Annotated in this window: 12 protein-coding genes; 5 read left to right on the top strand and 7 right to left on the bottom strand. The window is 58.4% G+C overall.

The annotated features are described in order from the left end of the window. Positions 1–109: 109 nt before the first annotated feature. Positions 110–1,981, bottom strand: a complete 1,872-nt coding sequence (locus tag EZV60_RS03375; RefSeq protein ID WP_135502111.1) for a sigma 54-interacting transcriptional regulator — start codon at positions 1,979–1,981, stop codon at positions 110–112. 202 nt (positions 1,982–2,183) lie between these two features. Between EZV60_RS03375 and EZV60_RS03370 the strand changes: the two genes are divergently transcribed. Genes EZV60_RS03370 through cynS form a run of 5 tightly spaced genes read left to right on the top strand, consistent with a single transcriptional unit; the run spans position 2,184 to position 6,335 of the window. Beyond that, complete coding sequence (locus EZV60_RS03370) at positions 2,184–3,572, top strand: CmpA/NrtA family ABC transporter substrate-binding protein (RefSeq protein WP_135502109.1); 1,389 nt, start codon at positions 2,184–2,186, stop codon at positions 3,570–3,572. Positions 3,573–3,575: 3 nt separating this feature from the next. Continuing rightward, positions 3,576–4,412 (top strand): nitrate ABC transporter permease, encoded by an 837-nt coding sequence (ntrB, locus tag EZV60_RS03365; protein WP_245306186.1) that lies wholly within the window; start codon positions 3,576–3,578, stop codon positions 4,410–4,412. Positions 4,413–4,422: 10 nt separating this feature from the next. Continuing rightward, entirely contained in the window at positions 4,423–5,337 is a 915-nt protein-coding gene (locus EZV60_RS03360) for an ABC transporter ATP-binding protein (protein ID WP_135502107.1), read from the top strand. 12 nt (positions 5,338–5,349) lie between these two features. Next, positions 5,350–5,829, top strand: a complete 480-nt coding sequence (locus EZV60_RS03355) for a nuclear transport factor 2 family protein (RefSeq protein WP_135502105.1) — start codon at positions 5,350–5,352, stop codon at positions 5,827–5,829. Positions 5,830–5,864: 35 nt separating this feature from the next. Beyond that, complete coding sequence (gene cynS / locus EZV60_RS03350; protein WP_245306185.1) at positions 5,865–6,335, top strand: cyanase; 471 nt, start codon at positions 5,865–5,867, stop codon at positions 6,333–6,335. Between the two features lie 753 nt (positions 6,336–7,088). Here the strand turns inward: cynS and EZV60_RS03345 are convergent. The 6 genes from EZV60_RS03345 to EZV60_RS03320 form a co-directional block, all read right to left on the bottom strand. Further along, positions 7,089–7,898: a hypothetical protein gene (locus tag EZV60_RS03345; protein ID WP_135502103.1), complete on the bottom strand. Its 810-nt coding sequence runs from the start codon at positions 7,896–7,898 to the stop codon at positions 7,089–7,091. Further along, positions 7,898–8,254 (bottom strand): hypothetical protein, encoded by a 357-nt coding sequence (locus EZV60_RS03340; RefSeq protein WP_135502101.1) that lies wholly within the window; start codon positions 8,252–8,254, stop codon positions 7,898–7,900. The genes EZV60_RS03345 and EZV60_RS03340 overlap by 1 nt, the downstream gene beginning before the upstream one ends. A 28-nt stretch (positions 8,255–8,282) precedes the next feature. Next, entirely contained in the window at positions 8,283–9,197 is a 915-nt protein-coding gene (locus tag EZV60_RS03335) for a dynamin family protein (protein ID WP_245306184.1), read from the bottom strand. Between the two features lie 14 nt (positions 9,198–9,211). Then, complete coding sequence (locus tag EZV60_RS03330) at positions 9,212–11,275, bottom strand: dynamin family protein (RefSeq protein WP_135502097.1); 2,064 nt, start codon at positions 11,273–11,275, stop codon at positions 9,212–9,214. A gap of 130 nt (positions 11,276–11,405) precedes the next feature. Continuing rightward, positions 11,406–12,557 carry a hypothetical protein gene (locus tag EZV60_RS03325; protein WP_167853448.1) on the bottom strand — a complete coding sequence of 384 codons (1,152 nt, stop codon included), beginning with the start codon at positions 12,555–12,557 and terminating at the stop codon, positions 11,406–11,408. 115 nt (positions 12,558–12,672) lie between these two features. Next, positions 12,673–13,548, bottom strand: coding sequence for a PP2C family protein-serine/threonine phosphatase (locus EZV60_RS03320; RefSeq protein WP_245306183.1), 876 nt, complete (start codon positions 13,546–13,548; stop codon positions 12,673–12,675). Positions 13,549–13,553 lie beyond the last annotated feature (5 nt).

Raw genomic sequence — 13,553 nt, 5'->3', positions numbered from 1 at the left:
ATATTGCACCGGCTTGTAGACGGAAAAAGCGCCCCTTCCTCAGTTAAATCGCTATGCCGTACTCAGGCAAAACTGGGCATTGCGCGCGACGGTCGTGGCCGAGCGGCCTTCAGACCGTGTCTTTCCACTCATCCGCCGCGATCCGGAACCGGTTCAGCCTTGAATAAAGCGTTGTGGGCTGAATCCCCAAAAGTTCCGCCGCGCCCCCCGGGCCCGCGACCTTGCCGCCGGCTTCCCTCAGGCAGGCAAGGATATTGTGCCTGATCATCTGCTGCATCTCGGCCTCGGTCCGTATCAGCTCGTCGTTCCGGCTCGGGCCTGATCTCTCGGACCCCAATTCGACCACCAGCTTGCCGCCGCCCGACACGATGGCGGCCCGTTCGATCACGTTACGCAGCTCGCGGACGTTCCCGGGCCAGTGATAATCCATCAACTGCGCCACGGCCCTCTCCGTCAGCTTGGGCATCGGCAAGTTCAGGCGCCGGCAGGATATTTCAAGCAGATGCGTGCTGAGCGACGGGATGTCCCCAAGCCGATCTCGCAGCGGGACGCATTCAATTGGAAATACGTTCAGTAGGAACAGTAGGTCCTCGCGCAACTTACCGGACTTCACCATTTTTGCCGAATGTCCCGTCATGGCGGAGATGACCCGCACATCCAGATGCCGTGCGCGCGTGTCGCCAAGACGCGTGACCGATCCGTCCTGCAGAGTCTGTGCAAGCCGAACCTGGGTCTCTACGGGCAACTCGGATATGTCATCCAGAAAAATCGTGCCGCCATGGGCAAGCTCCAGCTTGCCGGGCTTGTCTCTGACGGCACCGGGAAAGGCGCCACGGACTTGACCGAAAAGCTCGGCCTCGACCTCATCGGCTGAAACGCTGCCGCACTTGAAATGGATCATGGCCCGCAGTGCGCGCGTGCTAGCCTTGTGGATCGCACTCGCGACAAGAGCCTTGCCCGTGCCGGTTTCTCCGGTGATCAGAACATTCGCATCGGTGGGCGCGACCAGATCGATGCGCGCGCGGATCTGCTTGATCGCCGCCGACGCGCCGACAATGTCGTGATGCGCCCGTTCAGAGGTGATCGCTTCCTGAAGGTAGGCGTTCTCTTCTTCCAGCTTGTCGCGCAGGGACTCCACCTCTTGCAGCGCCTCCTGCAACTTTCGTTCGCTTTCCTTGCGACGGGTGATATCTCGAAAGATGACGACCGCACCAACCAGAACCTGCTGATCGTAGATCGGCGTCGAGACGTACTCGACCTGGATAGGCTTGCCATCCTTGCGCCAGAACACCTCATCTTCGACGCGGTTGATCTTTTCGAAGCGAAAGGACTCGTAGATCTTACAATCATGTGCCGGGTAAACATCGCCGTTCAGGTGATGGTGGTGGATGATCGAGTGGATGTTGCGGCCAAGCAGGTCTTCGGCAGTCCATCCCAGCATCTCGCGCGCGGCGCGGTTAACGAAGGTCGTCTTGCCTTCGGCGTTGACCCCATAGATGCCCTCGCCCGCCGCGTTCAGGATCAGCTGGTTCTGACGTTCCAATTCGGCAAAGAAACGTTCGGCGCGCTTCCATTCCGTAAGACCGCTGCGATGCATCTCAGCGTTCTCCGCAATCGCCGTTCTGTGTTCGAAGGCATCCAGATCTGTCAGCAGCAAAAGCAACGATCCCTCGGGCGCTTTTAGACCACGCGCACGGATCTCACAGCGCAGGTCGCGCCCGTCCGCAGACCGCATGGGCACATCCCGGGTCCAGCTTTCACCGCGATACAAGACCTCTTCGACGAACACGATGAACCGCGGGAGCGATGCACCGAGGAAGAACGAAAAACGTCGCCCAGCATTCATATGCGGCGCGCCCAACAAGAGGCGTGAAGCCGCATCGTTCGCGGCCAAGACGGTATCGGTGGTCGTGTCGAGGGCAAGTGCCGGCTCGGGCAAGGCGGTCAGGAAAGAATCAATCTTGGCGCTCTCGCAGGTCATGCCTCCTGAAATACCCGACGCGCCGATCCCAAGGTAGCGAAATTTCGTAAATTACTGTATTTCGTAAAAAAACGCTATGGCAGATAGGATTTATGTTATTGTTTTTTAACAATATTTAATATGTGCTTAAATTTTAGCACCGGACTTCCCTGCGGCACGGCACTTCGCGACGATGGTCTCATCATTCGTGAAAGGACAGCCGATGACGATAAAGAGCCTTGGAAATCCATTCTCCGAGAAGACCGACCTGCGGCATGGCGCCGATTGTGGTTGCGACAGCTGCCTAAGCGGGCACGGCCATGACAAGACCTACGCGGAACCGGAGACAATGTCGTCCGAGCAGATGCTTGAGCGCGCCGTGGAAAACGCGGTCGTGCGCTCTGTCTTCGGTCACAACGACCTGAGCCGCCGATCCTTCATGGGTATGCTCGGTGGCACCACTTTCGCCGGTGCCCTCGCGTCGGCCTTCCCGCTGGACAAGGCCAAGGCGGCAATCCTCGACGAGCTTGGACCGCCCGAGAAAACCGATCTCAACATCGGCTTCGTGCCGATCACCTGCGCCACGCCGATCATCATGGCGCAGCCGATGGGCTTTTATGAACGCTATGGCCTGAACGCCAAGGTCATCAAGACCGCCGGATGGGCCGTGGCGCGCGACAAGTCGCTGTCGGGTGAATACGACGCCAGCCATATGCTGACGCCCATGCCGCTGGCGATGACCCTGGGCGCGGGATCGGTGGCAGAACCCTACATCATGCCCGCCGTGGAAAACATCAACGGGCAGGCCATCGTTCTTTCGAACGAGCATCTCGACAAGCGCGACCCGAAGCAGTGGAAGGGTTTCACCTTTGGCGTGCCGTTCGAATACTCGATGCACAACTTCCTGCTGCGCTACTATGTTGCCGAGTTCGGCCTCGACCCTGATGTCGATATCCAGATCCGCGTGGTGCCGCCGCCGGAGATGGTCGCGAACCTGCGAGCAGGCAACCTCGACGGATACCTCTCTCCCGACCCGTTCAACCAGCGCGCCGTCTGGGAAGGCATCGGTTTCATCCACGTGCTGACCAAGGAAATATGGCAGGGCCATCCGTGCTGCGCCTTCGCCGCGCCACTCTCCTTCGCCGAAGAGCTGCCCAACACCTACGGCGCGCTTCTGAAGTCGATCATCGACGCGACGCAATACGCCAGCAACCCGGAGAACCGGAAAGAGATCTCGGCCGCGATTGCGCCAACAAACTACCTCAACCAGCCGGTCCCCGTCATCGAGCAGGTGCTGACCGGTACCTTCGCCGACGGCCTCGGAGAGGTGCAGAAGGTTCCCGACCGGATCGATTTCGACCCGTTCCCCTGGCACTCGATGGGCGTCTGGATTCTCACCCAGATGAAGCGCTGGGGCTATATCGAGGGCGATGTGGACTACAAGGCCGTTGCCGAGCAGGTCTACCTTGCCGCGGACTGCAAGAAGGTAATGAACGAACTCGGCTACGACGCACCCGACGTGACCTACAAGTCGCACACCATCATGGGCAAGACCTTCGATCCCGCAGAACCGGAGGCCTATGTCAGCAGCTTCCCAATCGGAAAAGGTTAAGCCATGTTGGGCAGCCTTTCCATAAATCAGCGAGCGGCGATCCTTTCGATCCTGATGCTCGTCTGCGGCCTCCTTATCTGGGAGGCCGCGATCCCCGCCCAAAAAGCCGCAACCGAGCTGACGGAATACGAGCGCCTGATGGGTCTCGGAGAGGAACGCGCCGGTGTGCCGCCGCCCTCGGATGTCCTCGCCAAAGCGTGGGAGCAACTGAGCAATCCGTTCTATGACGCAGGCCCCAACGACAAGGGGATCGGCATTCAGATCGGCTATTCGATCTACCGTGTCCTGACCGGCTACGCGCTCGCGGCGATTGTCGCGATCCCTCTGGGGTTCCTGATCGGCATGAGCCAGGTCGCCTACAAGGCCTTCAACCCGTTCATTCAGGTACTGCGGCCCATTTCGCCGCTGGCATGGATGCCGCTGGCGCTGTTCATCATTCAGGATTCCGAGGCCAGTGCGATCTTCGTGATCTTCATCTGCTCGATCTGGCCAATGCTCATCAATACCGCCTTCGGTGTGGCCGGGGTGCGGTCAGACTGGGTCAATGTCGCCCGGACGCATGAACTTGGCAGCTTCAAGACGGCCTTCACCGTCATCCTGCCTGCCGCCGCGCCGACCATCGTGACGGGCATGCGCATCTCTATCGGCATCGCCTGGCTGGTGATCGTCGCTGCCGAGATGCTCGTCGGTGGGACAGGCATCGGCTACTACGTCTGGAACGAGTGGAATAACCTCGACCTCACCTCCGTGATCTTCTCGATCCTCATGATCGGGGTGGTGGGCATGCTGCTTGATGCAGCCTTCAGCGTGCTGCAGCGCGCCGTCGCCTACGCAGAGTAAGGAGAACCCCATGTCCAAGCCATTTCTAAGTGTAGAACGGCTCACACAGCAATTCCCGGACGGTCAGGGAGGTACCCTGACCGTGTTCGAAAACGCCACCTTCGGCGTCGATCAGGGAGAGTTCGTCTGCATCCTCGGCCATTCGGGCTGCGGCAAGTCCACCATCATGAACATTCTCGCAGGTCTGGCAGAGCCGACCTCGGGCGTGGTCAAGATGGACGCAGTCGAGGTTTCCGGCCCGTCTCTGGACCGCGGCGTTGTGTTCCAGAACTATTCGCTGCTGCCCTGGCTTTCGGCGCTGAAGAACGTGACCTTTGGCGTGAAGGCGCGCTATCCCAACTGGTCCAAGGACAAGGTCGAGGCCCTTGCACGGGATTTTCTCGCCAAGGTGGGGCTTGACGGCGATGTGGTGCATCGCAAGCCGAGCCAGCTTTCGGGCGGCATGCGTCAGCGGGTGTCCATCGCCAGAGCCTTCGCCAACCACCCCAAGCTGCTGTTGCTGGATGAGCCATTCGGCGCCCTCGACGCGCTCACGCGCGGCACCATCCAGGACGAGCTTCTGAAAATCTGGGGCGGGACGGAACAGACCGTGTTCATGATTACCCACGATATCGACGAGGCAATCCTGCTGGCCGACCGCATCCTGCTGATGACCAACGGACCCTTCGCCCGCGTGGCAGAGTCGGTGGAGATCAACATTCCCCGCCCGCGCAACCGCACCGAGATCGTGGAGGATCCCAATTACTACGCGATCCGCAACCACCTTGTGCAGTTTCTCGGCAAACGCTCCAAGGAACTTGCCGGTGAAAAGATCGAGCAGGATGACGTACGTCCCGAAACCGTGCGCTTCGACGCCTCGGGCACATCCGAGACCACCGAAGAGCAGACCGAGAGCAGCCCGCTGCTGCGCGCCGTCAATACCTGAGGGCGCGCAGCGATGTCGCCGACGGACACCAGCCGCCCGCCACTACCGCCCTTCAGCTACGAGGACGCGGTCAAGAAGGTGCGCATGGCGGAAGACGCCTGGAACACACGCGAACCGGCCCGCGTCGCCCTTGCCTACACGCCCGACACGCGCTGGCGAAACCGGGACGAGTTTCTCAATGGCCGTGCCGAGGTCGAAGAATTTCTGACCCGCAAATGGGCCAAGGAAAACGGCTACCGCCTTATCAAGGAGATCTGGGCGCATGACGGCAACAGGATCGCCGTGCGGTTCTGCTACGAATGGCACGACGAGGCGGGGCAATGGTTTCGCGCACACGGCAACGAGAACTGGGAGTTCGACGCGCACGGCTACATGGCCGTCCGCCACGCCTCAATCAACGACGTGCCCATCGCGGAACACGAGCGAAAGTTTCGATGGCCGCAAGGCAAACGTCCGGAGGATCACCCCGGACTGACAGAGCTGGGCCTCTGAAAGCGCCCTGAACGACCTTCACGAGGAGAGAAGCAATGAAAGACACATTCGAGGTACCTACCATGATGACCAAGGAAGACGTGACCGTGATGATCCTGTCGGCCAAGAAGCAGGCCGGCCTTACATGGGAAGGGATCGCCGAGAAGATCGACATGTCCCCAGTTTGGACCCATTCCGCCTGCATGGGCATGAACGGCTTCCCCAAGGACAAGGCCGAGGCTCTCGCGACCGCGCTGGCCCTGCCGCAGGAAGCCGTCAGCGTGCTCGAAGAGCCGCCCACCAAGGTCTGGGAACAGTCCGTGCCCACCGACCCCTGCATCTACCGCTTCTACGAGATCGTGGGCGTCTACGGTCCCACCCTCAAGGCTCTGATCGAAGAGAAATTCGGCACCGGCATCATGTCGGCCATCGACTTCGACATGCAGGTGCAAAAGGTCGAGCATCCCAAGGGCGACCGTGTGAAGATCGAGATGTCGGGCAAGTTCCTCGCCTACAACAACTGGTAAGCAGCGCCCGGCGAAGATGCCGGGCTCACAGTCTTGGCACAGGCCTCCGTTCCGGCGGGGGCCTGTGTTGCGTTTTGGTCGTGAGTCAAAGGCCGTGCCAAGCGCGTGTAAGGCGGCTTTAAATCGCCCCTGCATTCTTCCTTTACGTTTCAGGTACTCTTATCGCTTCAGCCGTGGATCATGAACATCACTTGGGCCTTGGGTAAAGGATGTAATGATGTTGAACAGGCTGGCGACTGAGCTCATCGAGATCATGACAGAGTTGAAAGGTTTCGGTGCGGCAGGCGTAAGGTAAAGAATGGGCGTGAAGTAACTTTATACGAGGTCATGCCGAGCAATCAGTCGATTGGGACGGGAAGCAGTCATTGGCTGCAGTCTGCTTGAGAGTCTGAGTTGCGGGACCAAGCTGCCTGATGCAGGTAAGGCGAGATCGAACTCATTTGCCCAACCCAGTCTTGGAATGTCATGTGGTGCTGCAGCGCGCCTTCCCCGAAGCGGCCATTGGACCATAACAATTGGGGGCAATAACAATTGGGTCGGAAACCAAGCCCGCCGTTTGCTGCGAGACCCTCAGAAATCTTAGATGCGAACTTTCCGGATTCTTTGGTGTGGCAAGCGAACCTAACTTCATTGGCGTCTTCTGGAACTCGAAAAACCATCCAAAAACAGCGGCTTTCTAGCTAGGCAAAAATTATTAGCCGAACGGCCTCGTACCGCTTTTTGAGTAGGGGCAGGTGGTCCTGGATATACCTGTCAGGCCTTGGAGCGCTTAAAGACCTGGTTCCACTGCGCCAGCGCTTTACTTAGATGCGATGTTGGGATTGCCGCAAGAAGTCGATCATTGCCGTCGTCCGCAATCAAAACTTGTATATCCGTTGCCATCTCGAATGCCGAACATGTTGGGCCTGCCCTTCCCAAGCGACCAAGACGTCTGCAACCAACGTTCTCGGACATGACCTTCTGGAGCAGTTTGTGGAGGTGGTCCCTGATTGTTTTGTCGGGATCATGGCTTACGATCTGACCATCAGCTGAGTGGTATACCCATCCCAGAGATTTCGAATGCGTTGTCTTCAGGAAGGTCTTCAGCCGGTTCTGGAGCTGAGACAGCCGGCTGTATTCCAAAAGATGCCGGGCAGCGCATGTGGCGCCGTTCCTATTGACTTTGGTAGCGCGCCCGATCGGGCGCACCCGCAGCGGGCCGGATCGCAGGCTCAGAGCTCTGAGCGCTCTTGCGCAAACACGTGCAACGGTGTCAGCGTCGGTATCCATCTCAGTATCGAACTCGACTGTTCTCTTGCCTATTTTCAATTCGATCAAGCGTCGGTTCGATACCACGAATGTCGCTTCGATGCCGGCGTCAGAAAACAGTGCGAACTTGCGCGGCAGTATTGTTTCGTCAATCTCCTGCGACAAATGCGCGATCAAAGCGGCGTAATCTTGTGACAATGTCGATTTTTCTTCGTGGAGCGCATCGCAGGACGTCGTTACACGCAATAATTTTTCGCGCAGACGAGCGATCGCTGCTTGGTCGGCGAGTTTGTGGGCGGTTGCTGCGTATTGCATCAAGCCGCCCTCGCCATTTCGGTCAGGATTTCTTGAGCGGACTGGGCGACCAGCGGAATATCCGACGCACTTTCGCAGACGCAACACAAGATGTCGGAGTTTCCGGCTTTGGAGCGCACGAAAATACGCACCTCGTCCGGCGTCGCGACCACGACGAGATCATTGTCTTCCGTTATGAGGTCCGAGAGGGCGAAGTTCTGGGACGCCTCGCGCAGAACCTCTTCCAAGTAGTCCTGCTTGTAGAGCCGCGACGCGCTAGTGCGCAACGCGAGTCCCGTCGAGATGTCGCCGAACGACGCAAGCGTGCAGCCGGGCACAGCTTGCCGCAATTCATCCAGGCGATCCGAAAGGGTCATGGGGCTCTCCTATGAGGACAAGGCATCTTTATCGGTTAGCCAGGCTGGCCTTTGTCGGGCGCTCGGTCCGGCCACGCATTTGGGTCAGAACACGGACGCGCTTGGGAATCACGCTTTGGGCACCGTATGCAGCCGTCTTTTGCGGCGCGGCTTGGGTTTGAGTGGCGTCACTTTGACCGGGCGGCTCTGAACGTGGCGCGACGTTCGTGTCCGCCGCTTCGGCTGCGGAGTCAGCGATCGGCGCGGTATGCGGCTTCGACGCTACAGCCATCAGACGTTCAATGAGATCGTTGACGAAATCCGCAGCGCCGCTGGCCTTCCACTTCGCCTCATCGTCCCCGGCTGCAATCGCTTCGGTGATCGAGATGGGAAAGATGTTTTGGAACAGCCCATCCGTTTCCTTTTTCAAGCGCATCATGACGCGGCTCAGGTCACGCTCGGAGTGCAACTTGTCGACCTGCGTGACAAGCAGGATGTTCTGCCCATTGGTGCTTTCGGCAATCTGCTCCCAGGTCGCCGCTTCCGACTGGCGCCAAGCCTGCGTCGCTTGCGTGCACCAGATCACACTGTCCACCTCGTCCATGACCGACATCCAAACATCGGATGACATGCTGGGGTCCGAAATTCCCGGCATGTCGATCAGGTCGCAGATTTCCAATGTATCAGACGGATGGAAAAGTCGAATCATGCGCGTTTCTTCGAGCACAACCTGATCGATCTCTTCGGTTTTGATCCGTGTTTCGGTGCCATCATGACCGACCGCGTAGGCAGCACTTTCGCCGTAGCTGATCAAGACCGGCGGGAGGCGTGTCGCCGTCACCTTGATCGGCAACGGATCATCGCCGAGAAACAGCTTTGACAAAGTGCTCTTGCCGGCGCTGAATTCTCCCATGAGGGCCAGGCGGGTCTTGCGGGGCTGGTGTCCCAGAAAATCGTTGGTCACGGTTGTCTCCTTGGTCATGTCGCGTAGCGTCTCAGTGTTTCAAGTGTGCCATCAAGCATCTGGCCGTGATTTTCCTTTCCAGACGCGTTGGAGAGCCGTTGCGCATCGCCTTTGCGGTCCGGGCCAGCGGACAGATCGAGCAGGATGCTGCGCTGTTCTTCCAGGTAATTTTCGAGCTCCTTGAGGAGTTCGGCCCGGATGTCGGCCGCCTGCGCGAATTTCATCTGGCTCATGAAGTCTTCCGTCTCGGCGCTGATGAGGTCGCGAAACTTTTTTGCGAAGGCCTTGTAGCCGCGTGTGCGCCGCCACCATGCGGTCCACCAACTGTCATTGAAGTCGAGGGCGATCGTCTGGCCCAGCGACACCGGAGAGGGGATTTGCGGCACGCTCGGCACTGCAAGCTGAATGCCTTCCACAGCCGGACCAAACCCACGGTAAAAAAGCTGGGCCGTATCGTTTACGGCTTGCTCATAGATCGCTTGTGCGGATTTGCGCGCCTGATTGCCCATCGACAAATAAGCCGAGCGCAACAACATGCGGAGCCCGGCAGGGTCGTATTCCCACACATGCTCGTCTCCGTAGGTCTCAAGATGACCAAGAAGGGAATGCGTGGCGCGCTCTATGAAATTCGTATGAGCGCGATCGGCACGGTCGCTGTAGTTGTCGAAAATCCGTGTCAGTTTCTCGTTGAGGTCTTCGACATGCTGCTTGGCGAGCCGATCAAATTCGGCGCGAACGTCCGCCTTGCTCATATCACTTGCAAAATCGTGTCCTTCGATTTTCACGATTTGTGTGGCCTGTTGCGATGTTGCGATCGTGGTGGCGGAGGCTGCGACCTTGGAAAGAAAGGGCTTGCCAAGATTGGTGATAACTTGTTTCGACACGGCCGCCATCAACTGCGGCAAACCGGAGAATTCCCAGATGACGTCCGAAGGCGCCTTTTCGATCGTCGTGCTTCCCAGCACCGCCTTGGTATAAGACAGGAGCGCGTCGGCGCTCGACGCATGCATGCGGCCCAATTCTCCGGTCAGTGCCATGTTGGCCCAGTATGCACTGCCGAAAACAAGTTCGGCGTCCTCGGGGCCGTTGTTGGTCTTGAGGGTCGCGCGAATGCTTTCCTCGATCTCTACCATCTGGGCGGCGGGATCCGGTAATTCGTCGATCCGGTTTACGAAAATGATGACATCACGCGATTTCAGGTTCGAGATCATGCGCAAAAGCGCCATATCCACCGAAGTCAGAGCCTGCGTGGCCGAAAGAACCACGAGACAGATCCGGCTGTCTCGCAGGGCCTGGATCGTCACCATCTCACGCATCATGAAAGTGTCGTTGACACCCGGCGTGTCGCGGATGCACATGCGGAACGGCACGGTCGGGCAATTAAGATACAGCTCCGACGAACGGGTGATATCGGCAAAGCGACCCTGATCGTCCGTCACTGCATCGTGGGTTCCGATATCGAAATCGTCACCGAGGCAGATGTAACGTTCGAGCAGATTCTTGTCGAAATAGCTGTACTCGTGCTCCTGGCCCATGAGGAGTTCAAAGTTCCGCCCAAGTCGCGCCTTGGCGTTTGCGCGCATCTTTTCGATCTGGTCCCGTATCTTGTTGAGTTCGCCTTCTGCTCCGGCGCGGTTTGCAAGCTCGCCGATCCGCCCGCCCTTGTTGGTCAGGCGATTCCACTCTTCCTCGGTCATGAAGCGGAAACTGGCGCCGTTTTCCCCACGGTCCTCGGCCGGGCACAGGTGCAGCGATGTCACGACGGACGTCCACGGGTTGACGTCGGAGGGCAACAGGTCTGCCCATCCTGCGATGGAATTGATCAATGCCGTCTTGCCTGCCTTGACCTGGCCCAGGACGGTCACACGCGGTTCGAACGACGCCAGGTCTTTCTTGAGACGCTGGACCGGTTTGCGCGTCTCCTCGCCAGTGATCAGTTCTAGCTGATCCAGCGCGACCTCTAATGCGGCTGCGTCCTTCGCGAAGTCAGCAAGCTCTTCCATCCCGGCCCGCAGGTTGGAAGGACCGTCCGTGGACCGAATTTCCGTCGCTGTCTCCATTTTCGCTTCGATGTTCATTCTAAACCTGTTTTTGTATGCGCCCTGCCAAAGCAATGCTCTGTTTTGCCCCTTATGCGTGGTGCGCGAGTGGCAAGGAGTTCTGGTGATAGTTGCACACGTTTTCGGGCAACTCTGATCGCCTCTTCATCTAGTTGCTCATCTTTTCCGTGAGTTCCTTGCGGATTTGGAGCACAAGCGTCACGGCATCGAGCGCGGCATCCTCTCCGCGCTCCAGCTGGAACAGCATGAGCATCTCTTCACCCTCCTTTAAATTCTCCTGCAAGGAGTCGGTCACCGGATCTCCTCCGTCTGCGGACCCCAGGAGATCCGTCACCGAATTGATGGCCTCCTTACAGCCATCCAGAACCATGTCAGTATCGGGCTCTTCGGACCCCTCCAGCGCGTCCAGCATCCGGATCGCGTTGCGTTGCAACAGATCAATTGCCTGCGACTGTACAACTAAGGAGTGTTTGTCGCTTGATGCGGCCGAAACGGCTGCGTCGACCGCTTGGCATTTGGTCAACGGCGTTACAGGCGACGCGACACCTGCGGCGTTGGCCGCAAGGGCCGGTTGCGGCAGCTTTGTTAAAAGGCGGTCCATGAAAATCCGCGCCTGATCAATATCTGCGGTCCGACCTTGCCGGATCTGACGCGACACCAGCTCTTCCAGTGATTTCCCGCCGCTGGACGACCACAGTGCCTCGTCCCGGACCTCTGCGCTGGTTCGTGCGGTGATGCCCTGGATCGTCGCAACCGGAAAAAGCCCGAGGAATTCGTCAGCAACGATAGGCTCCAGGCGATCAATGGTGCTTTGCAGGATCCCGCGCATAAGCTGCTGTTCCGCCATGGTCAGGGCCAAGACGCTATGATCCTTCATTTGATCCGGCACGAGAGACCACAGATGTTGTTCTTCCTCGCCGAACTCCTGACTGCACCAGATCACCAGGTCTGCTCGCGCAACCGCTGCTCCGAGCGCCGAGCGCTTTTCTTCATCCGTGCCAAAAAGGCCGATTTCCACGAACTCTTGCTGGATCAGCCGAGGGTCCGGCAACTCTTGGCGCGCGCGCACGGCATCTTCGGGAATTCTGCAATACTTCAGCAGGCCAGCGGTAGAAGACACCGAGCCGTCTGCGCGTTCGATCAAGGCCTGCTCGGTTTCACCATAGGTAAGCTCGAAGACCGGCACGCTTTTCGCCTGGCCGATTTCAGGTCGAGCGACCATCATCTCGATCAGCCTGGATTTGCCGCTGCCTGCAAGACCCGTGACCACGACCTGCACAGGTCTCTTCAGAAGCCCCAAGAGACGCGCGCCGCAACGGTGATAAGGTGGCGGCAGGTCGTCTTGACCAAGCACACGTTCAAGCTCGTCAATGACAGGATTAACTTGTTCTGCGCTGTTCACTAGAAGCCCCGCATCATACTTGTCTGACCGCGTTCTTTGAGCGCCTGAAGCGGGTCATGATCGTAATGGTTTCGCCTTTCTCGTCCTTGGAACGCGTAAAGATTTCCTTGTCTTCACGGGCATTTGCTAGAGACGCCTCGCTCGTCACCTTTATGACGCAAAGCGACAGGTTGTCCTGGCATGGATCGTCGAGCTTCTTTATTTCCTGGGTCAACGTCGCGCAGATTTCGTCGGAAGGTTTCTTTCCCTGAAAGCGCAGCAAACCTTCGATCTGCTCTTCCGAGATGAATTGAAGCCCGTCGCTCGCGGCAATCAGGATATCGTCTTCCCGGATTGTGTAAGGTTTCGCGGGACAATCGATCTGGGCGATATCTCTACCGATCAATACGGAGGTCAGAGAGCTTTGATCGGGATGCTGTATCGCATCTGCACGGCTCATGATCCCGGATGACACCAAAAATTCAATCTGCGACGCAAGCGCGTGGTTTTCGTTAAGACGTGTCAGGGTCCCGTCGCGAAAAAGATAAAGAGGGGAATCTCCGACCGAAACCCAATATAGGCGGTTTTCCACAAGCACAGATGCAAGCAATGTAGCGCCCATGCCCCGCGCCTTGGGTTGTTGGCGAACGTAGTGATGGATGCAGTCATTGGCGTTGCGAGCCGCACCCTTGAGAACCTCTCCAATGCGCGCCTCAAGTAGTTCCGGATCACCCGATTGCAGTTTCAGTTCACTGAAGACTTCGGTGACCACGATCTTGCTTGCGATATCTCCGGCCGCGTGGCCGCCCATGCCATCCGCGAGGACAACAAAGCCGAACGGCTGACCGAACGGAAAATCCGACGCAAGTGCATCCTCCTGACGTTCGCGGCGGCCCAGATCGGTGACCATCGCGG

The sequence above is a fragment of the Roseovarius aestuariivivens genome (assembly GCF_004761875.1).
Taxonomy (GTDB): domain Bacteria; phylum Pseudomonadota; class Alphaproteobacteria; order Rhodobacterales; family Rhodobacteraceae; genus Roseovarius; species Roseovarius aestuariivivens.
Note: the sequence above shows the minus strand (reverse complement) of the source record. Positions and strands in the feature narration are given on the sequence as shown.